This is a genomic window from Actinomadura chibensis NBRC 106107, from assembly GCF_001552135.1.
GTDB lineage: Bacteria > Actinomycetota > Actinomycetes > Streptosporangiales > Streptosporangiaceae > Spirillospora > Spirillospora chibensis.
The window spans coordinates 1-25042 of the sequence record NZ_BCQP01000003.1 but is presented as its reverse complement, the minus strand read 5'-3'; the positions used below and the strand labels follow the sequence as shown (position 1 = coordinate 25042).

Genomic DNA, 25042 nt, shown 5'->3' with positions numbered 1-25042 from the left:
TATGCCCGGGTTATCCCGGCTACCGTTCCGGCCGTGACCACACCACCCTCCCCTGGCGGCGACGGACCGGACGCGCGCGGCTGGGCGCCGCCCGACCCGCCCGCGGCCGCGACCACGCCGGGACCGGCCGTCTTCGCGCCCGTCCCCGTGGAGGAGGCGCCCGCGCGGACGAGGCGGCGCGCGGCGGTCGCGGTCGGCGCCGGGCTCGCCGTGCTCGTCCTGGCCGGGGCGGGCGTGTTCGCGGTCGTCCGGTCCACCGCCGACGACGGCGGGTCCCGCGGCCGTCCGGTCCCGGCGGGCATGGTGGCGGTGGCGTCCCTGGCGGCGGGCGAGTGCCTCAGCGGGTACACCGAGGACTACGCCGATCCGGCGGCGGTCCGGCGGCCGTGCGACCGCGGCCACAGCGGCGAGGTCGGCGCCAAGGCCACGCTGCGGGACGGCGCGTTCCCCGGCGCCGAAGGGCTCCGCGCCCAGGCGACGGACCTGTGCAAGGAGCGGACGGCGTTCCTCACCAAGGTCCCCTCGGCGGCCGACCTCGAACTCCGGATCGCGCTGCCCGACGAGGACGCCTGGCGCAAGGGCGAGCGCGAGGCCACGTGCGTGCTGGTCCACACCGGGCCCGACCAGCTCGTCGGGCCTCTCAGCGACACGGCGGACGCCAGGAGCACCTACCGTCCGGAACTGGAACCCGGCGCCTGCATCGAGAAGTTCCACTGGCGGGAGGACCGGCATCCCGTCGTGGAGTGCACGGAGAGCCACGAGGCGCAGCTGTACGCCAAGCTCACCCTGCCGAGCGGCCCGTACCCCGGAGAGCGGAAGATGGACGACGCCTCGGACGCCCGCTGCGCCGCGCGGGCGCTGCGCGTCCTGACGATGAGCCCGCCGAAGTCCGCGGAGCCGATGTACATACGGCCGAGCCGGGAGACCTGGGCGCAGGGCGACCGGCTGCTGTACTGCCTCATCGTGAGCAAGGGCGAGCCGCTGACGCGTTCCCTCATGCGGCGCTGAAAATGATCACGAGTTGGCGACAGCCGCCGGAAATGCCCCATTTGTCGATCATGAAGGTTAGCTTTCTGGCGTGACGACGCCATCGCCCCCCGACGAGGACGCCGAGAACGCGGGGAACGCCGAGGACGGGGTCCCGCGGCCGTCCGGTCCGGCCTGGGCCGCGATCGGCGAGCCCGCGGTGGAGTCCGCCGCGCCTCCCGGCGCCGCGCCGGGCGCGTTACCTCCGGGGCCGGGGTTTCGGGAGCACGGAGCCTGGAACCCGAGACACGCCTACGGGACGCCCCCGGCGGCCGCCCTGCCCCGGACGAACCGGCTAGCGATCGCGTCGCTCGTCACCGGGCTGCTCGGGCTCGTCCTGTTCGGCGTCGGGTTCGGCGTCGCCGGGCTCGTCCAGGCCGGGCGGCGCGGCGAGCGGGGCAGGTGGCTCGCGGCGGGCGGGATCCTCGCGTCCGCCGCCTGGACGATCGGCGTCGTCATCGCCCTGGCCGTCGCCGCGGGCTCGCTGTTCACCGCCGACCGCGACGAGTCGGGGCACGTCACCGGCACGGACCTCGTCATGGCCACCGCGTTGCGCACCGGCGACTGCTTCACCGGGTTCCAGGGGAAGGCCATTCCGGCCCTGGTCAGGACGATCCCCTGCATTCAGATGCACGACGGCGAGGTGGTCGCCGACGCGCGGCTGGCGGACGGCCCGTACCCGGGCGACGCGGAGACCCTGCACCAGGCGACGAGCGCGTGCTACCCGAAGACGCTGCGGTTCAGGCGGAGCCCGTACTACCGGCGACTGACGCCCTACGCCGTCCTGCCGAACGAGAAGAGGTGGCGCGACGGGGACCGCACGGTGCTCTGCGTCCTCCGCTACACCGGCCCGGAGGAGCCCACCGCGTCGCTCGGCATGACCCTGGACCCCCACCTGAAGGGGTGGCAGGAGCTGTCCCGAGGCGACTGCCTGGGCAAGTGGGACGGCGAGTTCCCGACCCAGCGCATCGGGGTGTGCGTCGAGGACTACTGGAACCAGGTGTACGAGACCTTCACCCTCCCGCCGGGCCCGTATCCGGGCAGGGACGCGACGGGCAGGCGGGCGGAGGCGGGCTGCGAGCGCCTGCTGAGGCAGGTCTTCCGCGGGCACCGGACCCCGAAGCAGTTCGCGTGGGTGTACCCGAAGGAGGTCGAGTGGGAGGCCGGGATCCGGACGGTCGTCTGCTACGCGAGCGAGGGACGCCGGGTGGACGAGCCGCTGCTGCCCGGCTGACCTCCGGCGGCGAGCCGATTCACCTTAAGAGATGAAAATGTTCCTCTATGGTCTCTAGTTGATCACGAGTTGGCGACGGGTCGCCGGAAATGGGGCTTTCGCCAGACGCGCTGGCTAGCTTTCTGCCCGTGACAACGCCACCGCCCCCTGACGGCGACCAGACCGACGTCCCCGCGTCCGCCCCGGGCTGGGTCGCGCCCCACGGACCGCTGCCCGCCGCGCCCCGGCGGCGCACGAACCCGTTCGCGATCGTGGCGCTGCTCTGCGGGCTGTTCGGGCTCGTGCTGTTCGCGATCGGGTTCGCCGTCGCCGCGTTCGTCCAGACCGGGCGCCGGGGCGAGCGGGGCAGGGGGCTCGCCGTGGCCGGCCTCGTCGCGGCCGCCGCCTGGGTCGCGGTCATCGCGGCCGTGCTCGTCGCGACCTCGCTGCTCACCGCGGACCGCGACGAGTCCGGGCACGTCACGGGCAAGGACAAACTGCTGCCCGGGATGCTCCACGTCGGCGACTGCTTCACCGGGCTGGAGGGCGTCTCCAGCAGGTCCCCCGTCACGGCCATGCCCTGCTCGCGGCCGCACGAGGGCGAGGCCGTCGCCGAACTGCGGCTCCCCCGCGACCCGTGGCCCGGCGACAGGGAGGTCCTGGAGCGGGCGAGCGACGCGTGCCACTACAAGACGGCCCAGTTGATGAAGAGCCGGTACGCCGAGCACCTGGAGGCGTACGCCATCCCGCCGAACAAGCCGGGCTGGGACGCCGGGGACCGCCGCACGCTCTGCATCCTGCGCTACATCGGCCCGGCGAAGCTCACCGTGCCGCTCGCCGAGACCCTCGATCCGAGCAAGAGGCTCTGGCGGGAGCTGCGCCGCGGCGACTGCCTCGCCGCCTGGGCGGAGGGCTCCATCGCACAGAGCCTCCTGCCCTGCGACAAGGCGCACTGGTCGCAGGTGTACGCCGTCTACAGGCTGCCCTCCGGCCCGTACCCGGGGGACAAGGCGCTCCAGCGGAAGGCCAAGGCGGGCTGCGACGCGCGTTGGCCGGACGGCTTCAGCCCCCGCGAGCGCCCGGAGATGGTGCGCTTCGCGTACCCGGTCGAGAACGAGTGGAAAGCCGGGATCCGGACCGCGGTCTGCCTCGGCGAGGCCGACAAGAAGCCCCTGAAGAAGTCGATGCTGCGGCGCTGACCGGTGGCCCCCGGCCTCCGCCGGGGGCCACCGATGCCGTCAGACGACCGCGCCGGAGTCGTTCGCCGAGCGCCGCGCCGGACGGCGGGACGGCCCGCCCTTGCGCTGCGGCGGCGGCGCCTTCGCGTACCGCTCCAGCACGACCGCGATCGGCGTCGCGGTGAACACGCTGGAGTACGTCCCGACGACGATGCCGATCAGCAGGGCGATCGCGAAGTCGGTCAGCGAGTCCCCGCCGAGGACGGCGAGCGCCGCGAGGATGAACAGCGCGCCCATCCCGGTGTTGATCGTCCGCGGGACGGTCTGCAGCACGCCCCGGTTCGCGATCGCCGCGAACCGCCCCTTCGGCTGCGCGCCCCACAGCTCCCGGACGCGGTCGAACACGACGACCGAGTCGTTCACCGAGTACCCGATGATCGTGAGCAGCGCGGCGAGGAAGACGCCGTCGATCGGTTTGCCGAGCCAGGCGAACACGCCGGTGACGATCACGATGTCGTGGAACATGGCGACGACCGAGCCGGTCGCGAACGTCCAGCGGAACCTGATCGTCAGGTAGGCGAGCTGGACGAGCAGCGCGACGCCGAGCGCGATCAGCGCCTTCTTGCGCAGCTCGTCGCCGAGGCTCGGCCCGATCAGCTCGTCGCGCTGCTTGGTCGCGCCGCCGCCCTCCTTCGCGAGCGCGTCCTGGATGCGCTTCTCCTGCTCGTTGGTCAGGTCGGACGTCCGGACGGAGATGTCGTCCTTCCCGGACGTCTGGACGACGGCGCGCGGGAACCCGGCGTCGGACACGGCGGCGCGGGCGGCGTCGATGTCCACGTGGCGGCTGGTGGAGTACTCGACGAGCCGCCCGCCGGTGAACTCGACGCCGAAGTTCAGCCCGCGGCTGAAGATCCCGGTCGCGGCGAGCACGACGGCGAGCCCGGAGACCCCGAGCCACAGGCGGCTGCGCTTCATCAGGTCGGGGCCGCTCTCCTCCAGCCACCGCCGGATCCGTCCGGCCCCGGCGAGGCCGCCGGCCCGGCCCTTGGTGAGCTTCGGGAAGCGCGCGGCGGCGGCGTCGGTGAGCACCCGGCTGAGCAGCATCGCCGACACGAGGGACGCCAGCACGCCGATCGTCAGCGTGACGCCGAACCCCTTCACCGGCCCGGACGCGAGGAAGAACAGCAGCGCGCCCGCCAGCAGCGTGGTGACGGCGCTGTCGGCGATCGCCGACCACGCCTTGTCGAACCCTACGGCGAGCGCCGCGCGCGCTCCGCGGCCGGGGGCCGCCGCCCGTTCCTCCCTCGCGCGTTCGAAGGCGAGGACGTTCGCGTCGATGGCCATGCCGATGGCGAGGACGAACCCGGCGAGCCCCGGCAACGTGAGCGTCGCGCCCACGGCGACGAGCGCGGCGTAGGAGATCAGCGCGTACCCGGCGAGCGCGACGGTGGCGAGCAGGCCGACGATCCGGTAGACGGCCACGATGAACAGGCCGGTCAGGATGATGCCGATGACGGCGGCGCGGGCGCTGGCGTCGATCGCCTGGTCGCCGAGCGTCGGCCCGACCACCCGCTGCTCGATGACCTTCACCGGGACGGGCAGCGAGCCGCCCTCGATCAGCGCGGCCAGGTCCTTGGCCTCGTCCGCGCCGAAGCTCCCGGTGATCTGGGTGGAGCCGCCGGTGATCCCGACGCCGCACGGCACGCTCTCGGTGACCTGCGGGGACGAGATGACCTTGCCGTCCAGGACGATCGCGACGCGCCGCTCGTCCCCGGCCGCGCACGCCGCCTTGGCGGTGAGCTTCTCCCAGGTCTTGCCGCCGCCGCCCTTGAAGTCGACGTTGACGGCCCAGCCGCCGATGTTCTGCGGGTCGTAGACGGCGCTCGCCGAGCCGACGCCCGCCCCGGTCAGCGCGGCCGGGCCGATGAGGATCTGCTGCCCGGACTCGTCCGGAATGAGCTGCTGCCCCTGCGCGGGCTTGCCGGTGTTGGGGAGCACGGGATGCGCGGTGAGCTGCGCGGTCTTGCCGAGCGTCGCGGCGGCCTCGGCCGGGTCCTGGACGTCGGGCAGCTCGACGATCAGCCGCCGGTCGCCGGACCGGGTGATCGACGACTCGGCGACGCCGAGCGCGTCGACCCGCCGGTGCAGCACCTCCCGGGCGCGGTCGGTGGACTTGCGGTCGGCCTTCACGGTCGGCGAGTCCTGGGTTTCGAGGACGATCTGCGTCCCGCCGCGGAGGTCGAGGCCGAGGCGGGCGGGTTTGGACCAGGCGAAGTAGAACGATGTGGCGAGCACGGCGAACGCCAGTACCGCCCGCACCACGTTGGCGCGAGTCAAGGGAACCTCCACACGGGACTTCGGCGGCGCACCCGAGGTCGGTGCGGCGCCGCTGGCTAGGGCTCAGATCCGTGGGAGGGAGGGGGGTGCGCGGCCGCGCGGGGCGCCCGCCGGGGGGACGTCCGGCGAGCCGGGGACGGCGTCGGCCCGGGACACGCGCCCGGACGGCGGCCGGACGTCGACGCCCGCCGCGGGCAGCGCCGCGTGGACGGGATGCCCGGCGAAGACGAGATGCCCGGCCTGCGCCGCGTGCACGAGCCGCGCCGCCGGGACGGGCCGCGTCACATGGACGAGCCGCGCCGCGTGCGCGGACGTGCGGTGGGCTTGCCGGTGCTTGGCCGGGGTCCGCGGCCGGGCCGGGGCCTGCTGCGCCGCCCCGGTCCTTACGGCGCTGACGACCCCGGTGGAGGCCGCCGCGCCGTGCGTCGCCGCCCCGGCGGGACCGGCCACGACGCCGACGAGGCCGAGCGCGAGGATCAGCAGCCGGGCGAGGGCCGAGGCCGGACGACGCGGCTCGCGCATCCCGCCCCTCCCCTGGTCGCTCGTCATGCGGTGGCGCCGTCGGGCGACGGCGGCGGACGGCTCCGTTTCCGGCCGGTCCGCTCCAGCCAACCTAGCCCAGGTTCCGGCCCCGCGGGACGCCGCCGCGCCCGCGCGGGAACCCCCGCCCGGCCCGCCGCCGGACGCGCGGACGGGCCGCCCCCGGCCGGGGACGGCCCGTCACGGCGCGTCGAAGGGTCAGCAGCCGATGAGCTGCGCGGCGAGGAACGACTCGACCTGGGCGATCGAGATGCGCTCCTGCGTCATCGAGTCGCGCTCCCGGACGGTCACCGCGTCGTCCTCCAGCGTGTCGAAGTCGACGGTGACGCAGAACGGGGTGCCGATCTCGTCCTGGCGGCGGTAGCGGCGGCCGATCGCGCCCGCGTCGTCGAAGTCGACGTTCCAGCTCTTGCGGAGCCGCGCGGCGAGGTCGCGGGCCTTCGGCGACAGGTCGGCGTTGCGCGACAGCGGCAGCACCGCGACCTTGACCGGGGCGAGCCGCCGGTCGAGCCGCATGACGATGCGCTTCTCCATCTTGCCCTTGGCGTTCGGGGCCTCGTCCTCGGCGTAGGCGTCCATCATGAACGTGAGCGTGCAGCGGTCGACGCCCGCCGCGGGCTCGATCACGTACGGGACGAACCGCTCCCCCGCCTCCTGGTCGAAGAACGACAGGTCGGCGCCGGACGCCTTGGAGTGCGTCGACAGGTCGTAGTCGGTGCGGTTGGCGATGCCCTCCAGCTCGCCCCACTCGCCGCCGACGAAGTCGAACCGGTACTCGACGTCGACGGTGCGCTTGGAGTAGTGCGACAGCTTCTCGGCGGGGTGCTCGTAAAGCCGCAGGTTCTCCTTGCGGATGCCGAGGTCGACGTACCACTGCATGCGCTCGTCGATCCAGTACTGGTGCCATTCCTCGTCGGAGCCGGGCTTGACGAAGAACTCCATCTCCATCTGCTCGAACTCGCGGGTCCGGAAGATGAAGTTGCCGGGCGTGATCTCGTTGCGGAACGACTTGCCGATCTGGCCGATGCCGAACGGGACCTTCCGCCGCGCGGACTGCTCGACGTTCTTGTAGTTGATGAAGATGCCCTGCGCCGTCTCGGGGCGCAGGTAGGCGAGGCCGGACTCGTCCTCGACGGGGCCGAGGTAGGTCTTCAGCAGCCCGTTGAACATCTTCGGCTCGGTGAACGCGCCCTTGACGCCGCAGTTCGGGCAGGTGATGTCGGCGAGGCCGGCCGCGGGCGGGCGGCCGTGCTTCTCCTGGTAGGCCTCCTCCAGGTGGTCGGCCCGGAAGCGCTTGTGGCAGGACTGGCACTCGGTGAGCGGGTCGACGAACGCCTGGACGTGGCCGCTGGCCTCCCAGACCTCGCGCGCCAGGATGACGCACGAGTCGAGGCCGACGACGTCGTCGCGGCCCTGCACCATGGACTTCCACCACTGGCGCTTGACGTTGTTCTTCAGCTCGACGCCGAGCGGCCCGTAGTCCCAGGAGGCGCGGAGCCCGCCGTAGATCTCGCTCGACGGGTAGACCAGGCCCCGTCGCTTGGCGAGGTTGACGATCGTGTCCAGCACATCGGAACGGCGTGCCATGAGAATTCTCCATCCGGCTGGCGGTCGGCGGGACATTGAGTGCGCCCCGGTCCCGCGGCTGCGGCGGGCGGCGGCGAGTGCGATCCCCGGTGATCCCCCGGCGCGGTCTTCCACCTGCGGCCGCGGGCATCCCCAGCTTAGGGCACGCGCGAGTCTAGTAGACCGCTGGAAGACGCGGCCGTTAGTAGACCCGGCCGTCGACCATGTCGCTGTCGATGTTCAGGGCGACCCCGCCGTGCCTCTCCCGGTGGCCGCCCCGGTACTGCTTGACGCGGCGGTGCGGGCGCCACCGGGCGTCCGGGACGAACGGGTCGCCGTACACGCTCGGCCTGCCGTCCCAGTTCGCGAACCAGACGGCGGCGGGACGGCGGATCCCGGTCGCCCGGCCCACGTCCCGGATCGCCGACCTGGCGCTGCCGTACAGGCACGGCACGTAGCCCTCGGTCCGCAGCCGCCGGACCCAGTTGTCCACGAAGCGGAGGACGGCCGCCCGGCAGGCGGGCCGCCCGTGCTTGTACGCCTCCATGTCGTAGTAGATCGGCGCGCCCTCGCGGATGCCGAGGTCCCGCGCCTTGCGGGCGGCGTCCACGGCGGACCTCCGGCCCTGGGCGGCGGCGTTCTTCGCCGTGAAGCGCTGCCGGCGGGAGCCGCACGGCGCCTGGAGCCCGACGTAGGTGGGCGTCACGCGGTAGCCCATCGCGCGGACCCCGCTCACCCACGAGCTCGTGAGGTTGGGCTGCGCGCAGCCGCGCGCCGCTCCGCCGATGTAGATGTTGGTGACCTTGAACGCCCGCCGCCACGCCTTCATGGTCGGCAGGGACGGGGCCGAGCACGTGTCGAACCCCTTGCCCTTCGCCCAGGGGCGGTGGAGCGCCGGTGCGCCGCCGCTGCCGCCGGGCCGGGGCGGGTGCTCGCGCCGGACGTCGGGCGGGGGCGCCGGGGACGGCCCGGCGGGCCGGTCGCCCCCCGACAGCCGGGTGCCGCGCAGGAGCCGCTGGAGCGCGGCGGGGTCCGTCCCGTACACCCCGGTGATCGTGAGCCCGGCCTCGGGGAGGGCGAGCCGCGCCTCGTGGTCGACCGAACGCGCGATCGTCAGCGTGGCGAACTGGCGGGGGTGGACGACCGTCGCGGTCAGGCGGCCGTCCCCGGCGGCGCGGTCCGCGGGCTGGATGTGCACGGCCTCGGTCCGGCCGACGATCCGGGCCGGGCAGTCCGGCTGCGGCCCCGGCCGGCCGAGGTAGACGGCGTGCCGGTCGAAGCGGACGCACCGGGTCGGGTCGCGGTCCAGGTCGTGGACCTCCCAGCCCGCCGGGACGGGGACGCGCAGCCCCCGGTACCGGACGACGCGCGGCGCGGCGTCGCCCCGGGCGGCGGACGGCCCGCTCAGCGCGGCGGCCCGGTCGGGCGCGGTCCCCGCGGCGGGCGCGCCGAGGACGGCGAGGACGAGAGGGACGGCCGCGGCCCCGCTGAGCAGGACGGCCCCGGACAGGACGCCCCCGGACAGAGCGGCATGGCGCATCACATCTCCCCCCGACGAGACGCCGGACCCCTCGCGGGCGGCTGCCCCGGCGGGCCTCGGCATGATCGTGACGCGGCAAAGATGACCTTGGTCAGGGGGCCCGAAACCGGCCGGGGCGCTTCTTGCCCCGCCGTTTCCCCTAACCGGCGGAGGAGATGACCTCGTAGGCGCCCGGCTCGTCCACGGCCATCACCGCGAGCGGCATGAACTGCGTCCGCACCCCGTAGTCGCCGAGGGCGCGGCGGTAGTGGCCCGCGCCGTCCCACTCGGTGACGAGGGCCCACAGGCCGGGGTCGTCGACGGTCCGGGCGAGCCGTCCGGCGCGGAAGCCGGGCGCGGCGGACAGCGCCGTCAGCACCGCGGTCATCCGCTCGGCGAAGCCGTCGGCGTCCTCGCCTGGCACCCGGTACCGGGTTATCGCGATCATCCGTCCATCCTGGCAGTACGTTGGGCACGTGGAGACGAGAGACGGGCGGCGGGGCGAGCGGGCCACCGGGCTGCGGGCGACGGTCGAGCGGGTGAGCGCGGCGCCGGTGGTGTTCCTGCACCGGTTGCCGCGATGGGTGCTGCTCGTCGCCGTGTTCGTCCTGCTGGTGGTCGGGATGGCCGGGACGGGCTGGGTGGCCGCGGCCGGGGTGCTGGTCCTCGCGGCGGCGCTGGCCTGGTTCGCCTGCCTGAACTGGCCCGCGCTGGACGGCTCCGGGCGGGCGCTGCGGGTCGTCGCGCTGGCCGTCCTCGTGGGCTTCGCGCTGGGGCGCGGCCTCGGACGATTTTGACAATCATTTTCATTCTCGGACATAATCGGCGAGTGCCTCGCTTTTCCGTCCAAAAGCATGCCCGCGCGCGCCGCGCCGGAGCGGCTGCCCTGGCCCTCGCCGGGCTCGCCGCCGGGGCGGTCGCCTGCGCCGACGCGGGCGCGGACGCCCCGCCCGGCAAGGCCGTCGTGGTCGCCTCGTTCTACCCGGTCGCGTGGCTGGCGGAGCGGGTCGGCGGCGGCGACGTCGTCGTCCGGACGCTCACCGAGCCCGGCGCCGAGCCGCACGACCTGGAGCTGACCGCGCGCCAGGTCGCGAGCGTCGAGGACGCCGACCACACCGTCTACGTGAAGGGCGTCCAGCCCGCCGTGGACGACGCCGTGAAGGGCCACGCCGAGGGCCGGTCGCTGGACGCCGCGAGCGTGGTGCGGACCCTTCCGCCGCCCGGCGAGACCGACGACGAGGAGGCGCACGACGGCGTCCGCCACGCGGAGGCGCCCTTCGACCCGCACATCTGGCTCGACCCGAGCCGGATGGCGACCGTCGCGGCCGCCCTCGGCGCGCGGCTCGCCGCCGCCGACCCCGCGCACGCGGCGGGGTACCGGCGGCGCGCCGCGGACACCGCCGCCGCGCTCGGCGCGCTCGACCGCGCGTTCCGGGACGGCCTGCGCGCCTGCGCCCGCCGCGACATCATCACGGCGCACGCCGCGTTCGGCTACCTCGCCGACCGCTACGGGCTCCGCCAGATCCCGGTCGCCGGGGTCGACCCGGCGGGCGAGCCGTCGCCCCGGCGGATGGCCGACCTCGCGCGCCGGGTCGCGGCCGCCGGCGCCACGACGATCTTCACCGAGACGCTGGTCAGCCCCAAGGTCGCGCGGGCGCTGGCGCGCGAGGCCGGGGTGCGGACGGCCGTGCTCGACCCGGCGGAGGGCGTCGCGGACGGCGCGTCCGCCGACTACCTCACGATCATGCAGGACAATCTGCGGACGCTGCGTCCCGCGCTGGAGTGCACATGAACGACACCTCCACCGGCAACCACCCGTTCACGATGACCGGCGGACGCGTCCGGCGGGACGGCCGCGACGTGCTGTCCGGCGTCGACCTGCGGGTGGAGTCCGGCGACGTGCTCGCCGTCGTCGGCCCGAACGGGGCGGGCAAGTCGACGCTGGTCAAGGCGCTGCTCGGGCTCGTGCCCCTCGCGGGCGGCCGGGTCGAGATCTACGGCGTGCCGCCCGCGCGGTTCCGCGCCTGGCGGCGGATCGGGTACGTCCCGCAGCGGCTGCCGATGGGCGGCGGGGTGCCCGCGACCGTCCGGGAGGTCGTCGCCTCCGGCCGGGTGGGCCGGACGTCGCGCTGGCTGCCGTCGCTGTTCGCCGACCGCGCCGCCGACCGGGCCGCGGTCGACCGCGCGCTGGAGACGGTCGGCCTCGCCGGGCGCGCCCGCGAGTCGGCGCACCTGCTGTCCGGCGGGCAGCAGCAGCGGGTGCTCATCGCCCGCGCGCTCGCCGGGGAGCCCGACGTCCTCGTGATGGACGAGCCGACGGCGGGCGTGGACGCGCACAGCCAGGCGGCGCTCGCGGCCGCCCTGCGCGGCCTGGCCGAGGCCGGGAAGACGATCGTGCTCGTCACGCACGAGTTCGGCCCCATGGAGCCGCTCATCACACGCACGGTCGAGCTGCGGGACGGCCGCGTCGTCCGCCACGACCGCGTGCGCCGGACGGCGGGGAGCGCCGCGTGAACGGGATGCTGCACTACGAGTTCATGCGGATCGCGCTGGTCATGGCGGTGCTGATCGGGCTGACCGCGCCCGCCGTCGGGACGTTCATCGTCCAGCGCAGGCTGTCCCTGCTCGGCGACGGCATCGGCCACATCGCGCTCACCGGGATCGGGATCGGGCTGCTCACCAGCACGTCGCCGGTGCTCGCCGCGCTGGTCGTGTCGGTGCTCGGCGCGGTCGCGATCGAGGTGCTGCGGGCCCGCAGCCGCAGCGGCGCGGACGTCGTCCTCGCCCTGCTGTTCTACGGCGGCCTCGCGGGCGGCGTGATCCTCACCAACGCCAACGGCGGCGGCGGGACGAGCCTCCAGTCCTACCTGTTCGGCTCGATCACCAGCGTGACCATGACCGACCTGTACGTCGTCGCGGGGCTCGCGGCGGCCGTCCTCGGGATCGTCGCGGTGTTCGGCCGGGAGCTGTTCCTGCTCTGCCAGGACGAGGAGGTCGCGCGGGCGGCGGGCCTGCCCGTCCGGTTCCTCGGCGTGCTGATCGCCGCGACCGCCGCGGTGACCGTCGTGATCTCGATGCGGGCGATCGGGCTGCTGCTGGTCAGCGCGCTGATGATCGTCCCGGTGGCGGCGGCGCAGCAGCTGGCGCGCGGGTTCCGCGGCACGATGCTGGCCGCGATGGGACTCGGCGTGCTGTCGGCCGTCTCCGGCCTCGCGGGCTCCTTCAAGTACGATTTGCCTCCGGGCCCCACGATCGTCCTGCTGGCGCTTGCGCTGTTCGTGGCCGCGGTCGCCGGGGGCTCGGTGGCGCGTCGCAGGCGCGCGCGGGCCGGTACGGCCGGGGACGGCGTCCCCGCCGCCGGACCCGGCGCGCAGACGCGGGTGGACGCCGAGGCGGAGGTACTTGGAGGATGACGACGGCCCGCCGGGACGCGGTGCGGCAGGTGCTCACGGGCTGCGAGGGGTTCCGCAGCGCCCAGGACATCTACGCCGACCTGCGCGCGGACGGCTCCAAGATCGGCCTCACCACGGTCTACCGGGCGCTCCAGGCGCTCAGCGACGCGGGCGAGGTCGACGTGCTGCGCACCGACGAGGGCGAGGCCGTCTACCGCGCCTGCCGGACCGAGCAGCACCACCACCACCTCGTCTGCCGCGACTGCGGCCGGACGGTGGAGGTCGAGGGCCCGGCCGTGGAGCGCTGGGCGGACGCGATCGCCCGCGAGCACGGCTTCAGCGACATCACCCACACCGTCGAGGTGTTCGGGACCTGCGGCGACTGCGCCGCGAAGTCCCGCTGAGACCTCGCCGCGGCCCGGTCCGCTGACCTTGCGCGACCGGCGGATGACGCGCCGTCCCCGCCGACAAGGCGCGTAGTTGACACGCTCTGTGTGCAATCCTTGGCACATTGCTACATCAACCTGTGAATACGCCTATGTCATAAATGTCGTGTCGCCACGGCGGGCCCGACGGCGGGCTCCGCGGGGGTGCGTGGCGCCCGCACGAGAGGGCGTTCATGACAAGACGGGCGTTCACCGGCCGACGAACCGTGCTCCTCACCTCGGCGATCCTCCTCGCGACCGGCGCCCTCGCGGCGCCCGCGGCCGCGCGGCGGGCGCCGTCCCCGCCCGATCCCGGCAAGGCGGCGGCGCGCGCGCTCGGCGCGGTCGCCTCGCGCGGCGCGGAGCTGCGCTCCGGGGACGGGCAGGCGTTCAAGGTCGTCCGGGTCCTGATGGACCGGGACGGCGCGTCCCACACCCGCATGACGCGGACCTACGACGGCCTCCCCGTCCTCGGCGGGGACGTCGTCGTCCACCAGTCGGCGTCCGGCGCATGGCGCGGCAGCAGCGGCACGCTCGCCGCCGCGCCGACCGACGCCACCCCCGAGCTTTCCGCCAAGGCCGCCGAGAGGAAGGCGCTCACCGCGCACCGGAAGGCGCAGGGCCCGCCCGCGCTCGTCGTCGAGGCCCGCACCGCCGACCACCGGCCGCGGCTCGCCTGGCGCGTCCAGACCACCGGCAGGCGGGCGGACGGCACGCCGAGCCGCGTCCTGACCTCCGTGGACGCCGCCACCGGCGAGGTCCTGCTCCGCGAGGAGACGATCCGCACCGAGGCCGGGGACGGCAGGTCCCTCTACACGGGGACCGTCCCGCTGGAGACGACGAAGTCCGGCGGCGTCTACCAGCTCAAGGACCCGACCCGCGGCAACACCTACACCGGCGACGCCGGCGGCCAGACCGACCTCTGCGTGCTCATCTGGTGCGTCCGGCGCGCGCCCGCGACCATCTTCACCGACGCCGACAACCACTGGGGCAGCGGGACGACCGCCGACCGCGCCACCGTCGCCGTCGACGCCCAGTTCGGCACCGCCGTGACATGGGACTTCTACAAGACCGTCTTCGGCCGGACCGGCATCGGCGGCGACGGCAAGGGGTCGTTCAACCGCGTCCACTACGGCGACAAGTACGCCAACGCCTTCTGGGACGACTCCTGCTTCTGCATGACCTACGGCGACGGCGACGGCGCCCAGCTCGGGCCGCTCACGTCCCTGGACGTCGCCGCGCACGAGATGAGCCACGGCGTCACCAGCGCCACCGCGAACCTCACCTACAGCGGCGAGTCCGGCGGGCTGAACGAAGCGACGTCCGACATCATGGCCGCCGCCGTCGAGTTCTACGCGAACAACCCGGCCGACGTCGGCGACTACCTCGTCGGCGAGGAGGTCGTCCTGCCCGGCTTCGGCAAGCCCGCGCTGCGCTTCATGGACCGGCCCAGCAGGGACGGCAGCTCGCCCGACTCCTGGTCGTCCGGCACGAAGAACCTCGACGTGCACTACTCGTCGGGCGTCGCGAACCACTTCTTCTACCTGCTGTCCGAGGGCAGCGGCGCGAAGACGATCAACGGCGTGTCCTACGACAGCCCGACGTCCAACGGCTCGACCGTCGCCGGGATCGGCCGGGACGCCGCCACGCGGATCTGGTACCGGGCGCTGACCACGTACATGACGTCCTCGACCGACTACAAGGCCGCGCGCACCGCGACCCTCAACGCGGCCAGGGACCTGTTCGGCGCGGGCGGCGCGCAGTACGGCGCCGTCGCCGCCGCCTGGTCCGCGGTGAACGTCGCTTAGGAACGCCGCTCAGAAACCCCGTCCCGGGGGCCGGGACGCCCCGCGCCCGGCCTCCCGGGCGCGGGGCGCCGGATGGGGCGGTTCGGTGAATCGGCGCGGAGGCCATGCGAGAGAATCGGGGCATGGCAACGACACGTACCGCAAACGCGCACTGGGAAGGTTCCCTCCTCGAAGGCCAGGGCAAGGTCTCGCTCGACTCGTCGAAGCTCGGCACCTACGAGGTGACCTGGGCATCGCGGTCCGCGGAGCCGGCCGGCCGGACGAGCCCCGAGGAGCTCATCGCCGCCGCGCACTCCACCTGCTACTCGATGGCGCTCTCGCACGGGCTCGCCGGCGCCGGCACGCCCCCGGAGAAGGTCGACACCAAGGCCGAGGTCACCTTCCAGCCGGGCGAGGGCATCACCGGCATCCACCTGACCGTCCGCGCGAGCGTGCCGGGCCTGTCCGCCGCCGACTTCGAGAAGGCCGCCCAGGACGCCAAGGCCAACTGCCCGGTCAGCAAGGCCCTGGCCGGGACCACCATCACCCTGGACGCCGCTCTCGTCTAGCCGTCAGCCGGTGGCGGCGGCGGGTTCCGTGCTGTTCGGGACCGCGCCGCCGTACCGGCGGTCCCGCGACGCGTACAGCTCGCAGGCGTGCCACAGGTGCCGCCGGTCGAAGTCGGGCCAGAGCGTGTCGAGGAAGACCATCTCCGCGTACGCCGACTGCCACAGCAGGAAGTTGGACGTGCGCTGCTCCCCCGACGAGCGCAGGAACAGGTCGACGTCCGGGATGCCGGGCTCGTCGAGGTAGCGGGCGAACACCCGCTCGTTGATCTTGTCGGGGTTGAGGCGGCCGTCCCGGACGTCCCGGGCGATCGCGGCGGCCGCGTCCGCGATCTCCGCGCGGCCCCCGTAGTTCACGCAGAACTGCAGGGTGAGGACGTCGTTGTCGCGCGTCATCTCCTCGGCCGTCTCCAGCTCCTTGATCACGCTGCGCCACAGCCGGGGGCGGCGGCCCGCCCAGCGGACCCGGACGCCCATCGAGTGGAGCTGGTCGCGGCGGCGGCGGATCACGTCCCGGTTGAAGCCCATGAGGAAGCGGACCTCGTCCGGGGACCGCTTCCAGTTCTCGGTGGAGAAGGCGTAGGCCGACAGGTAAGGGACGCCGAGCTCGATCGCCCCCATGATCACGTCGAAGAGGGAGTCCTCGCCGCGCTTGTGCCCCTCGGTGCGGGGCAGCCCGCGCTCCTTGGCCCAGCGGCCGTTGCCGTCCATGACGATGGCGACGTGCCGCGGGACGAGCCCGGCGGGGATCGGCGGCGGGGTGGCGCCGTCCCGGTGCGGCTCCGGGGGCGAAACGGCCCTTCTCAAACTCTCTCCTCGGTGGTGTCGGCGGACCCGGCGTCCTGGCCGGGCCCGGGTTCGCGCTCGACGTGGCGCAGCGAGCGGATCCCGTGCTCCAGGTGCCATTGCAGGTAGGCGGCGACGAGGCCGCTGGCCTCCGCGCGGTGCCGCTGCTCGCTGCCGTCCGCGTACTCCCAGTCGCCGCGCAGCAGGGCCAGCATCAGCGCGAACGTCGGCGCCGCCGGGGTCGCCGCGCCCGGCTGGCGGCAGTTCGCGCAGACCGCGCCGCCCGCCGCGATGGCGAACCCGCGCAGCCCGCCGCGGACGCCGCAGCGGCAGCACTCGTCCAGCGCGGGCGCCCACCCGGCGACCGACAGCGAGCGCAGCAGGAACGCGTCCAGGACGAGCCGGGGGTCGTGGCCGCGCTCGGCGAGCGTCCGCAGCCCGCCGACGAGCAGCAGGAACTGCCGCAGCGCGGGCTCGCCCTCCTCGCTCGTCAGCTTCTCCGCGGTCTCCAGCATCGCCGTCCCCGCCGTGTAGCGGGGGTAGTCGGCGACGAGGGCCTCCCCGTACGGGCGCAGCGTCTCGGCCTGGGTGATCAGGTCGAGCGAGCGCCGCTCGTACAGCTGCAGGTCGACGTGGGTGAACGGCTCCAGCCGCGCCCCGAACCGCGACCTGGTCTTGCGCACCCCCTTCGCGGCGGCGCGGATCCGGCCGGTGCGCCGGGTCAGCACCGTCACGATGCGGTCGGCCTCGCCCAGCTTCTGGGTGCGCAGGACGATGCCTTCGTCGCGGTACAGGGTCACCCGTTCATTCTGACGCACGGCGTCCGGTGCCCCGGCGTCCCACCAGGCATCTCCCCAGGTTCTTCACATGTCCCCCGGACGGCTCCTCCCCGTCGGATGACAATTACGTACCGTGACCGGATTCGGCCGTAGCGTCATGGCGAAAGTCCTGGCTCGATCCCCGGCGGGCTGGCAGCGTTGTGGCATGAGATGCCACATCGTGCCGCCGCACATGCTGGAACGCATCGCCAGAGACGCCGACGACCCGGCCCTGCGCGCCCGCGCCCGCCGGACGCTGGCCCTCACGTCCGCCTACGCCGCCGAACGCCGGACGGCCCCGGCCGAGGCCCCCGCCCCGAACGAGGACTTCGTCCCGAACCGCACGATCCACGACGCGCGGCACCGCGAGGACCTGCCGGGCCGGGCCGTCCGCGCCGAGGGCGCCGCCGCCACCGGCGACAAGGTCGCCGACCAGGCCTACGACTGGCTCGGCGCGACGTTCGACTTCTTCGAGGCCGCCTACCGGCGCAACTCGATCGACGGCGCCGGGCTGCACATGGTCTCGACCGTCCACTACGGCAACGACTACGACAACGCCTTCTGGAACGGCGAGCAGATGGTGTACGGCGACGGCGACGGCGCCCTGTTCACCGAGTTCACCGGGCCGCTCGACGTCACCGGCCACGAGCTCACCCACGGCGTCACGCAGTACACCGCGAACCTGGAGTACTACGGCCAGTCCGGGGCGCTCAACGAGTCGGTGTCGGACGTGTTCGGCTCGCTGATCAAGCAGTGGCACCTCAAGCAGACCGCCGACCGGGCCGACTGGCTCATCGGGCAGGGGCTGCTCGCGTCCGGCGTCCACGGCGTCGCGCTCCGCTCCATGAAGGAGCCCGGCACCGCCTACGACGACCCGCGGCTCGGCAAGGACCCGCAGCCGGGGCACATGGACCACTACGTCAACACCCACCGCGACAACGGCGGCGTCCACATCAACTCGGGCATCCCGAACCGCGCCTTCTACCTCGCCGCGACCGCCCTCGGCGGAAACGCGTGGGAAAAGGCCGGACGCGTCTGGTACGAAACGCTCACCGGCGGGACACTGGCCACGGACGTCGACTTCGCCGGCTTCGCGGCGGAGACCGTCCGCACGGCCACCCGCCTGTACGGGGCCGGCGCCGACGAGACGAAGGCGGTGAACCGGGCCTGGACGGGGGTAGGCGTCCCCACGGAGGCGAACGGATAGCGCAGTGAGAGTGACAGTCGTCCGGAGCGGGGGATTCGCCGGGATCGAACGGCGCGCCGAGTCCGACAGCGCCAGCGATCCCATGCTGACGCGGCTCGTCGGGCGCGTCGACCTGAAATCGATTCCCCCGCCCGGCCGAATCCCCGACCAGTTCCTCTACGAGATCGACATCGACGGCGACCGCGCGACCGTCGGGGAGGCCCAATTGCACGGCCCCCTCCGGGAACTGGTCCACCACGTGCTCGGTGGAGTGTAGGGGCCGGGGGGCGCCGCGCGCCCCCCGCCGTCCGTCCCCGCCCCCGTCACCGCCCGCTGTCGCGGGCCACCCGGTTCACGGCGGACAGGATCGCCTTCAGCGACGCGGTGACGATGTTGCCGTCGATGCCGACGCCCCACACCGTCGCGGCCGCGCCGTCCCCCGTCTGGACCTCGCACTCGACGTAGGCGGCGGCGCGGGCGTCGCCGCCCGCGCTCATCGCGTGCTCGGCGTAGTCCAGGACGCGGACGTCGATCCCGACGGTGGCGAGCGCGTCCTCGAACGCCGAGACGGGGCCGTTGCCGACGCCCTCGATCTCGCGGATCTCGCCGTCCAGCCGGATGTCGCAGCTCAGCGCGTCCTTCTCGTCCACCCGGGACGTGGCGCGGTGCGCCAGCAGGCCCGCGCGCGGGCCGCCGGTGAGGAACTCGCGCTGGAAGATGTCCCACATGAGCTCGGCGGTGACCTCGCCGCCCTCGCTGTCGGTGTGCCGCTGCACGACCCGGGAGAACTCGATCTGCAGCCGGCGCGGCAGCTCCAGCGAGTGCTCGGTCTTCATGACGTAGGCGACGCCGCCCTTGCCGGACTGGCTGTTCACCCTGATCACGGCCTCGTACGTCCGGCCCACGTCGTGCGGGTCGATCGGCAGGTACGGGACCTCCCAGCGGTACTCCTCCACCGGGAGCCCGGCGGCCTCGGCGTCGCGCCGCAGGTGGTCGAAGCCCTTGTTGATGGCGTCCTGGTGGGAGCCGGAGAACGCGGTGTACACCAGGTCGCCGCCGTACGGGTGCCGCTCGTGGACGGGCAGCTGGTTGCAGTACTCGACGGTGCGGCGGATCTCGTCGATGTCTGAGAAGTCGATCTGCGGGTCGACGCCCTGCGTGAACAGGTTCAGGCCCAGCGTGACCAGGCACACGTTGCCGGTACGCTCGCCGTTGCCGAACAGGCAGCCCTCGATGCGGTCGGCGCCCGCCATGTAGCCGAGCTCGGCGGCGGCGACGGCGGTGCCCCGGTCGTTGTGCGGGTGCAGGGACAGGACGACCGAGTCGCGGCGGGCGAGGTTGCGGCTCATCCACTCGATCTGGTCGGCGTACACGTTCGGCGTGGCCATCTCGACCGTCGCCGGCAGGTTGACGATGACCTTCTTCTCCGGCGTCGGCTTCCACACGTCGGTGACGGCGTTGCACACCTCGACCGCGTACTCCAGTTCCGTGCCGGTGAACGACTCGGGCGAGTACTGGAAGAAGATCTCGGTGTCGCCCATGTCCTCGGCGAGCTTGGCGCACAGCTTGGCGCCCTCGACCGCGATCGCGGTGATGCCCTCGCGGTCCTGCTCGAACACCACGCGGCGCTGGAGCGTGCTCGTCGAGTTGTACAGGTGGACGATGGCCTGCTTGGCGCCGCGCACCGCCTCGAAGGTCCGCTCGATCAGCTCGGGACGGGCCTGCGTCAGCACCTGGACGACGACGTCGTCCGGGATCCGGTCCTCCTCGATGATCTGCCGGACGAAGTCGAAGTCGGTCTGGCTCGCCGCCGGGAAGCCGACCTCGATCTCCTTGTAGCCCATGCGGACCAGCAGCTCGAACATGCGGAGCTTGCGGCCCGCGTCCATGGGGTCGATCAGGGCCTGGTTGCCGTCCCGCAGGTCGACCGCGCACCAGCGCGGCGCCTCGGTGATCACCGCGTCCGGCCAGGTCCGGTCGGCGAGCCTGACCGGGGTGAACGGGCGGTAGCGCTGGAACGGCATGCCGGAGGACTGCTGTTGCGGATACATGCGATGAGATCTCTCTGCTCGAACCTCGCGGCCGGGCGTCCACGCCGAAGCCCCGCAGCGAGGGAGCCGGCCGGTTACAGGCCCCCGCTGCGGCCGCTAAGGAGGAGCAGCGCACGCGTCACGTCGGCCAAGTTAACAGATGACATCCGGGTTCCGGAAACCGGCGTCCGGATGCTGAGACGCCCGCGTGTCAGGGGACGAGCACGGACAGGCAGGTCACGCAGCCGTCGAGGGCCTCGAACTCGCTGATGTCGACGCTGGTGACGCGCAGACCGTCCGCGGCGAGGCTCGCCGCCGTGCGCGGCGCGGACGCCGCCATGAGCACGTGGTCGGGCCCGAGGACCACCACGTGCGCGCCCGACGGCTCCCGGACGACCCGCAGGCACGGCAGCACCGAGGTGTCGACGTGCTCGGGCAGGCCGATCAGCCCGCCGTCCGGCAGCGCGGTCATCGCCGACTTGAGGTGCAGGCAGCCGCGCACGTCCACCGGGACGACCCGCCGCCCGCCGAGCAGCCGGGCGAGCTGGCAGATGCCCTCCTCGTTCGTCCGGGCGCCGCGCCCCACGTAGACGGTGTCGCCGACGGCGAGGACGTCGCCGCCGTCCAGGGTGCCGGGCGCCTCGATCCGCTCGATCCGCAGGCCGAGGTCGCGCGCCGCCCGCTCCGCGCCGGGCAGCTCGCCGCGCCGGACCGCCGCCCCGGACCGGCCGAGGACGGCGAGGTCCCCGCAGACGACCAGGGCGTCCTCGATGAACACGGCGTCGGGCTGGTCGTCGGCGGCGGCGACCGTGCCGACCCGCCAGCCCGCCGACCGCAGCGCGGCGGTGTAGGCGGCGTGCTGGCGCATGGCGAGCGCGACGTCCACCGGACGGCGCTCGGCGTGCGTGACGAGGCCCTCGGCGAGGCGCGGGCCGGGGGCCCGGACGAGGGCGCGGCCCGTCCCGGGCGTCATCCGCGCGGACCTGGTGTCGGGAGCGGTCCACATCTCAGCGCGCAGCTCCCTCGGTGGTCACGATCACGCCGAGGGCGTAGGCGGGCGACATGCCGAGCAGGTCGGCGATGCCGTGCAGCTCGCGCCGCTGCGCCTCGCCGAGCGGCCCGCCGGCCAGCCCGATCCGGACGACCTGCGCGAGGAACCACTCCTTGGCCTCCACGGCGAGCTGCGCCCCGGCGCCGACGACCTCGCGCTCCAGGAACGTGCGGCGCAGCGCGAGGTCGGCGTCGATGGCCTCGCCGTCGTACTCGGGCTCGCCGTAGCCGGTCACGGTCTCGACGGCGCGGGCGCGGGCCGCCGCGTTCCCGGGGTCGCCCGCGCGGAGCACCAGCGCGGCCGCGGCCCGCATGCCCGCCGCGAGGGTCTCCGCCATCCGCTGCGCGGTCGGGGTCCGCAGGGCCGAGACGGGGAAGCGGGCCCGGCACGTCCGGCACTCCACGGACTGGCCGAGCCGCCACAGCGGCACCAGCGGGACGAAGAACACCGACAGCCAGCGCCGCCCGGTCCGCCTCCGGTAGGCGCGGTCACCCCCGCACTGCGGGCAGTGGAACGTCCCCTCGCTGACCGTACGGAACACCGCCGTCAGGCCGAAAACGAGCAACACCGGGGTTCTCCTCCCATAACGGACTCCTTACAAAGTACCGATCGGCGGGGCCCGACGTGGCCGTCCCGGCCAACGGCGTCCCTGCGTTTACGCTGGGTTCATGACCGGTGACCTGGGTTCCGAGGCGGGCCGCGCGCGGTCGCGCCCGTCCTTCCTGCCGCCCGTCGACGGCTATCCGCCGCATCCGGCGGAGCCGCCGGCGCCGGCCGCACCGGCGCCGGAGCGGCCCGCGCGGTACGGCGGCGCCGCGTGGACGCTCGCGCTGATCGCCGCCGCGGCGGTCCTCGTGGTGTCGGCGTTCCTGCCGTGGGCGCACGCGTCGGTCGTCGTCGAGCTGTTCGGGCAGCCGGTCGGCCGCGACATCGGCAGCGTCGCCGGGATCGACGCCGACGACCTCGTGCTCGCCGTCCCGGTGCTGGCGGTGATCGCGATCGCGCTCGCGTTCGGCGACCTGCTCGGCCGGGACCCCCGGATCGGCGGCCTCGCCGCGATCCCCGGGACGCTCGCCCTGCTGGTGTGCGGGGTGTTCGTGCTGCGGCTCGGCGACGTCCGCGACAACCTGCCGCAGAGCGGGCTGGACGTCGGCTACCAGATCACCGTCCGCTACGGCTGGTACACGGCGGTGATCACGTCACTGCTGGTGGTGGGGTTCAGCCTGGCCCGCCCGGTCGGCGAGCGCGTGTCGAGGCCGCGGCGGCGGGCCGCCGTCGCGGAGCAGTACCCGCAGTACGACCAGGGCCAGCACTACTACGCGGATCCGCGGTATCAGGCCGACCCCTACGCGGTGTGGCCTCAGGAGGACCAGGCGTGGGGCCGCCGCGAGGAGCCCGGCGCCCATCCCGAACCCGAGCCCGAGGACCGGACGGACGCGCCCGGGGAGCCGAAGCGGGATCAGTCGTAGAAGCCGAGGCGGCGGAGCTGCTTCGGGTCGCGCTGCCAGTCCTTCAGGACGCTGACCCGCAGGTCGAGGAACACCTTCGTGCCGAGCAGCGCCTCGATCTGGCGGCGCGCCGCCGCGCCCACCTCGCGGAGCCGCGCCCCCTTGTGCCCGATGATGATGCCCTTCTGGCTGGACCGCTCGACGAACAGGTGCGCGTAGACGTCGACGAGGTCGGGGCGCCCCTCGCGCGGGCTCATCTCGTCGACGACGACGGCGATCGAGTGGGGCAGCTCGTCCCGGACGCCCTCCAGCGCCGCCTCCCTGATCAGCTCGGCGACGAGGACCTGCTCGGGCTCGTCGGTGAGGTCGCCCTCCGGGTAGAGCGCCATGCCGTCCGGGAGGTGGGAGATCAGCAGGTCGCCGACCAGGTCGACCTGGAACCCGGACTCGGCCGAGCAGGGCACGATGTCGGCGAACTCGCCGAGCCCGCCGACCGCGGCGAGCCGCTCGGCCACCTGGTCGGGCGAGGCGAGGTCGGTCTTGGTCACGATCGCGACGACCGGGGTCTTCTTCACGCCCGCCAGCTCGCGGGCGATGTACTTGTCGCCGGGCCCGACGGGCTGGTCGGCGGGGACGCAGAAGCCGATCACGTCCACCTCGGTCAGCGTGGACCGGACGAGGCTGTCGAGCCGCTCCCCGAGCAGGGTCCGCGGCTTGTGCAGGCCGGGGGTGTCGACGACGACGAGCTGCGCGTCCGGCCGGTGGACGATCCCGCGGATCGCCCGGCGGGTCGTCTGCGGGCGGCTGCTGGTGATCGCGACCTTGGTGCCGACCAGGGCGTTCATCAGGGTCGACTTGCCGACGTTGGGCCGTCCGATGAAGCAGGCGAACCCCGCGCGGAACCCCTCGGGCGTCCCGTCTCCCAGTCTCGTCACCGTCCAATTGTCGCCCACCGGGACCAGGGCTTCCGCCATCCGGTCAGGCGGCGGGCGCGCCGAGGCGGGCGAGGGCGGACGCCGCGTCCTCGGCCCAGTAGGGCGCGCCCAGCCGGTCGGCGGCCCGCGCGGCCTCCCGGTAGTGCCCCGCCGCGACCTCGGCCGGGCGTTCCAGGAACAGCGCGAGGTCGCCGAGGACCCGCGCGACTGGGCCGAAGGTGGCGACGGCGGTGGCCCCGCCCGTGAAGTGCCCGGCGTACGGGAGCAGCTCGGCGTACGCCGCTTCGGCGAGGTCGCGGTCGCCGAGGGCCATGGCGCGCAGCGCCCGCACCGGCATGGTCAGGTCGAAGAAGTAGTCGCGCCGGACGGGCCCGGCGCCCGCGGCGACCCGGCGCGCCTCGCAGACCCGCCCGGCGGCGGCGAGCGCGAGCGCGTGGATGTCGGCGGTCGCCTCGACGTGCTCCCACTGGCGGTGCAGCCAGGCGGTGCCGTCCACCAGCTCCCCGGCCCGGCCCTGGACGAGCCGCAGGGCGAACGTCCCGAGGAACGCCATGCCCTGCTCGCTCGACCAGATCCGGGTCCGGCCGATCGTGTCGTTCACCTGCTCGTAGGCGCGTTCGGCCTCGTCCGGCGGGGCGCCGAAGGCGCGCATGAGCCCGCCCTCCCAGACGGCGATCTTCGCCAGCAGCGGCAGGCCGTACTGCTCGGCGAGCCGGTGCCCCTCGGCCAGGTGGCGGCGCACGGCGTCCCGGTCGAGCGCGGCGACGGCCGCGTGCTGGAGCTGCAGGTGCGCGAGGACGAGGTAGGACCCGAGGTCGTGCTCGGTCGCGAGGTCCAGCAGCTCGGTGGCGTACCGGCGCCGCTCGGCCAGGCCGCCCGCGGACCGGTAGGCGTTGATGTAGGCGCCGTTGAGCGCGACGGCGACCAGCTCGGGGACGCCGAGGTCGCGGGCCGTGCCGAGCGCCTCCGCGGACGCGGTGACGCCCCGGTCGCGCTGCTCCCCCTCCAGCTCGATCGCGAGCGTGGTCAGCAGGCGGACGCGCAGCTCGCGCTCGTCCGCCGGGAGCCGGTCGAGCGCCTCCTCGGCGGCGTCGACGACGGCGCGGTCGAGGGTGCCGTACTCGCGGCTCGTCCACAGCGTCGGGACGTCGAAGCTGACGATGACGCGGGCGAGCAGGCCGACGTCGCCGAACGCGCGGGCGTCGGCGATGGCGGCGGCCCGCCGCTCCCGCGCCTGGA

The 25042-nt window shown here is 74.0% G+C and carries 24 protein-coding genes and 1 pseudogene; 13 read left to right on the top strand and 12 right to left on the bottom strand.

The features are described 5' to 3' along the window. Window positions 1-33 precede the first annotated feature (33 nt). From ACH01S_RS01820 to ACH01S_RS01810, 3 genes are all read left to right on the top strand, one after another. Entirely contained in the window at window positions 34-1008 is a 975-nt protein-coding gene (locus tag ACH01S_RS01820; protein WP_148344564.1) for a septum formation family protein, read from the top strand. 70 nt (window positions 1009-1078) lie between these two features. After that, window positions 1079-2260 (top strand): DUF4190 domain-containing protein, encoded by a 1182-nt coding sequence (locus ACH01S_RS01815; protein ID WP_067884584.1) that lies wholly within the window; start codon window positions 1079-1081, stop codon window positions 2258-2260. Between the two features lie 128 nt (window positions 2261-2388). Continuing rightward, window positions 2389-3438 (top strand): septum formation family protein, encoded by a 1050-nt coding sequence (locus ACH01S_RS01810; RefSeq protein ID WP_067884582.1) that lies wholly within the window; start codon window positions 2389-2391, stop codon window positions 3436-3438. A 39-nt stretch (window positions 3439-3477) separates the two neighbouring features. On the opposite strand, the gene secD is transcribed toward ACH01S_RS01810, so the two are convergent. The 5 genes from secD to ACH01S_RS01785 form a co-directional block, all read right to left on the bottom strand. Further along, complete coding sequence (gene secD, locus ACH01S_RS01805) at window positions 3478-5754, bottom strand: protein translocase subunit SecD (protein ID WP_067884580.1); 2277 nt, start codon at window positions 5752-5754, stop codon at window positions 3478-3480. A gap of 63 nt (window positions 5755-5817) precedes the next feature. Then, complete coding sequence (locus tag ACH01S_RS01800; protein ID WP_067884578.1) at window positions 5818-6276, bottom strand: hypothetical protein; 459 nt, start codon at window positions 6274-6276, stop codon at window positions 5818-5820. 216 nt (window positions 6277-6492) lie between these two features. Then, a complete protein-coding gene (locus ACH01S_RS01795) occupies window positions 6493-7881 on the bottom strand; it encodes a glycine--tRNA ligase (protein ID WP_067884576.1) in 1389 nt (462 codons plus the stop codon). Window positions 7882-8062: 181 nt separating this feature from the next. After that, entirely contained in the window at window positions 8063-9400 is a 1338-nt protein-coding gene (locus tag ACH01S_RS01790; RefSeq protein WP_067884574.1) for a glycoside hydrolase domain-containing protein, read from the bottom strand. Window positions 9401-9539: 139 nt separating this feature from the next. After that, complete coding sequence (locus tag ACH01S_RS01785) at window positions 9540-9827, bottom strand: antibiotic biosynthesis monooxygenase family protein (RefSeq protein ID WP_067884572.1); 288 nt, start codon at window positions 9825-9827, stop codon at window positions 9540-9542. Between the two features lie 28 nt (window positions 9828-9855). Here ACH01S_RS01785 and ACH01S_RS45695 point away from each other — a divergent pair, with 28 nt between their 5' ends. The 7 genes from ACH01S_RS45695 (at window position 9856) to ACH01S_RS01750 (ending at window position 15552) form a co-directional block, all read left to right on the top strand. Further along, window positions 9856-10176: a DUF6703 family protein gene (locus ACH01S_RS45695; RefSeq protein WP_067884570.1), complete on the top strand. Its 321-nt coding sequence runs from the start codon at window positions 9856-9858 to the stop codon at window positions 10174-10176. A 32-nt stretch (window positions 10177-10208) separates the two neighbouring features. Further along, window positions 10209-11171 (top strand): metal ABC transporter solute-binding protein, Zn/Mn family, encoded by a 963-nt coding sequence (locus tag ACH01S_RS01775; protein ID WP_067884569.1) that lies wholly within the window; start codon window positions 10209-10211, stop codon window positions 11169-11171. Then, the gene (locus tag ACH01S_RS01770; protein WP_083980180.1) at window positions 11168-11893 is read left to right on the top strand and encodes a metal ABC transporter ATP-binding protein; all 726 of its coding nucleotides are present in this window, start codon (window positions 11168-11170) and stop codon (window positions 11891-11893) included. The genes ACH01S_RS01775 and ACH01S_RS01770 overlap by 4 nt, the downstream gene beginning before the upstream one ends. A 5-nt stretch (window positions 11894-11898) precedes the next feature. Further along, on the top strand, window positions 11899-12792 hold the full coding sequence (locus tag ACH01S_RS01765) for a metal ABC transporter permease (RefSeq protein WP_067884615.1): 894 nt from the start codon (window positions 11899-11901) through the stop codon (window positions 12790-12792). Then, complete coding sequence (locus ACH01S_RS01760) at window positions 12789-13175, top strand: Fur family transcriptional regulator (protein ID WP_067884566.1); 387 nt, start codon at window positions 12789-12791, stop codon at window positions 13173-13175. Before ACH01S_RS01765 ends, ACH01S_RS01760 begins: the two co-directional genes overlap by 4 nt. Before the next feature lie 215 nt (window positions 13176-13390). After that, on the top strand, window positions 13391-15004 hold the full coding sequence (locus tag ACH01S_RS01755) for a M4 family metallopeptidase (RefSeq protein WP_067884564.1): 1614 nt from the start codon (window positions 13391-13393) through the stop codon (window positions 15002-15004). Between the two features lie 122 nt (window positions 15005-15126). Continuing rightward, the gene (locus ACH01S_RS01750) at window positions 15127-15552 is read left to right on the top strand and encodes an OsmC family protein (protein ID WP_067884562.1); all 426 of its coding nucleotides are present in this window, start codon (window positions 15127-15129) and stop codon (window positions 15550-15552) included. Between the two features lie 3 nt (window positions 15553-15555). On the opposite strand, the gene ACH01S_RS01745 is transcribed toward ACH01S_RS01750, so the two are convergent. Together ACH01S_RS01745 and recO are read right to left on the bottom strand one after the other, a co-directional pair. Continuing rightward, on the bottom strand, window positions 15556-16356 hold the full coding sequence (locus tag ACH01S_RS01745; RefSeq protein ID WP_067884559.1) for an isoprenyl transferase: 801 nt from the start codon (window positions 16354-16356) through the stop codon (window positions 15556-15558). Continuing rightward, the gene (recO, locus tag ACH01S_RS01740; RefSeq protein ID WP_067884557.1) at window positions 16353-17135 is read right to left on the bottom strand and encodes a DNA repair protein RecO; all 783 of its coding nucleotides are present in this window, start codon (window positions 17133-17135) and stop codon (window positions 16353-16355) included. The genes ACH01S_RS01745 and recO overlap by 4 nt, the downstream gene beginning before the upstream one ends. Before the next feature lie 184 nt (window positions 17136-17319). Here recO and ACH01S_RS01735 point away from each other — a divergent pair, with 184 nt between their 5' ends. Together ACH01S_RS01735 and ACH01S_RS01730 are read left to right on the top strand one after the other, a co-directional pair. After that, window positions 17320-18360 (top strand): M4 family metallopeptidase, encoded by a 1041-nt coding sequence (locus tag ACH01S_RS01735; protein ID WP_083980178.1) that lies wholly within the window; start codon window positions 17320-17322, stop codon window positions 18358-18360. A gap of 4 nt (window positions 18361-18364) precedes the next feature. Continuing rightward, window positions 18365-18616 carry a protealysin inhibitor emfourin gene (locus tag ACH01S_RS01730; RefSeq protein ID WP_067884555.1) on the top strand — a complete coding sequence of 84 codons (252 nt, stop codon included), beginning with the start codon at window positions 18365-18367 and terminating at the stop codon, window positions 18614-18616. 46 nt (window positions 18617-18662) lie between these two features. On the opposite strand, the gene leuA is transcribed toward ACH01S_RS01730, so the two are convergent. The 3 genes from leuA to ACH01S_RS01715 all read right to left on the bottom strand — a co-directional run bounded on the left by leuA (window position 18663) and on the right by ACH01S_RS01715 (window position 21988). Next, the gene (leuA, locus tag ACH01S_RS01725; protein WP_067884553.1) at window positions 18663-20390 is read right to left on the bottom strand and encodes a 2-isopropylmalate synthase; all 1728 of its coding nucleotides are present in this window, start codon (window positions 20388-20390) and stop codon (window positions 18663-18665) included. Window positions 20391-20580: 190 nt separating this feature from the next. Next, window positions 20581-21375: a dimethylargininase gene (gene ddaH / locus ACH01S_RS01720; RefSeq protein WP_246236914.1), complete on the bottom strand. Its 795-nt coding sequence runs from the start codon at window positions 21373-21375 to the stop codon at window positions 20581-20583. Between the two features lies 1 nt (window position 21376). Continuing rightward, window positions 21377-21988: a hypothetical protein gene (locus ACH01S_RS01715; protein ID WP_067884551.1), complete on the bottom strand. Its 612-nt coding sequence runs from the start codon at window positions 21986-21988 to the stop codon at window positions 21377-21379. A 100-nt stretch (window positions 21989-22088) separates the two neighbouring features. Between ACH01S_RS01715 and ACH01S_RS01710 the strand changes: the two genes are divergently transcribed. After that, window positions 22089-22889, top strand: coding sequence for a hypothetical protein (locus tag ACH01S_RS01710; RefSeq protein WP_067884549.1), 801 nt, complete (start codon window positions 22089-22091; stop codon window positions 22887-22889). On the opposite strand, the gene era is transcribed toward ACH01S_RS01710, so the two are convergent. Together era and ACH01S_RS44240 are read right to left on the bottom strand one after the other, a co-directional pair. After that, window positions 22880-23803 (bottom strand): GTPase Era, encoded by a 924-nt coding sequence (era, locus tag ACH01S_RS01705; RefSeq protein WP_246236913.1) that lies wholly within the window; start codon window positions 23801-23803, stop codon window positions 22880-22882. The genes ACH01S_RS01710 and era overlap by 10 nt on opposite strands. A 43-nt stretch (window positions 23804-23846) precedes the next feature. After that, a pseudogene (locus tag ACH01S_RS44240) lies at window positions 23847-25042 on the bottom strand (hypothetical protein); the annotation flags it as partial.

Coding starts and splice junctions, on each gene's coding strand:
- ACH01S_RS01765 (WP_067884615.1), top strand. CDS start 11,899: ATGCTGCACTACGAGTTCATGCGGATCGCGCTGGTCATGGCGGTGCTG.
- ACH01S_RS01710 (WP_067884549.1), top strand. CDS start 22,089: ATGACCGGTGACCTGGGTTCCGAGGCGGGCCGCGCGCGGTCGCGCCCG.
- ACH01S_RS01760 (WP_067884566.1), top strand. CDS start 12,789: ATGACGACGGCCCGCCGGGACGCGGTGCGGCAGGTGCTCACGGGCTGC.
- ACH01S_RS01785 (WP_067884572.1), bottom strand. CDS start 9,827: ATGATCGCGATAACCCGGTACCGGGTGCCAGGCGAGGACGCCGACGGC.
- ACH01S_RS01770 (WP_083980180.1), top strand. CDS start 11,168: ATGAACGACACCTCCACCGGCAACCACCCGTTCACGATGACCGGCGGA.
- ACH01S_RS01800 (WP_067884578.1), bottom strand. CDS start 6,276: ATGCGCGAGCCGCGTCGTCCGGCCTCGGCCCTCGCCCGGCTGCTGATC.
- ACH01S_RS01795 (WP_067884576.1), bottom strand. CDS start 7,881: ATGGCACGCCGTTCCGATGTGCTGGACACGATCGTCAACCTCGCCAAG.
- ACH01S_RS01755 (WP_067884564.1), top strand. CDS start 13,391: ATGACAAGACGGGCGTTCACCGGCCGACGAACCGTGCTCCTCACCTCG.
- leuA (WP_067884553.1), bottom strand. CDS start 20,390: ATGTATCCGCAACAGCAGTCCTCCGGCATGCCGTTCCAGCGCTACCGC.
- ACH01S_RS01735 (WP_083980178.1), top strand. CDS start 17,320: ATGAGATGCCACATCGTGCCGCCGCACATGCTGGAACGCATCGCCAGA.
- ACH01S_RS01750 (WP_067884562.1), top strand. CDS start 15,127: ATGGCAACGACACGTACCGCAAACGCGCACTGGGAAGGTTCCCTCCTC.
- ddaH (WP_246236914.1), bottom strand. CDS start 21,375: ATGTGGACCGCTCCCGACACCAGGTCCGCGCGGATGACGCCCGGGACG.
- ACH01S_RS01790 (WP_067884574.1), bottom strand. CDS start 9,400: ATGCGCCATGCCGCTCTGTCCGGGGGCGTCCTGTCCGGGGCCGTCCTG.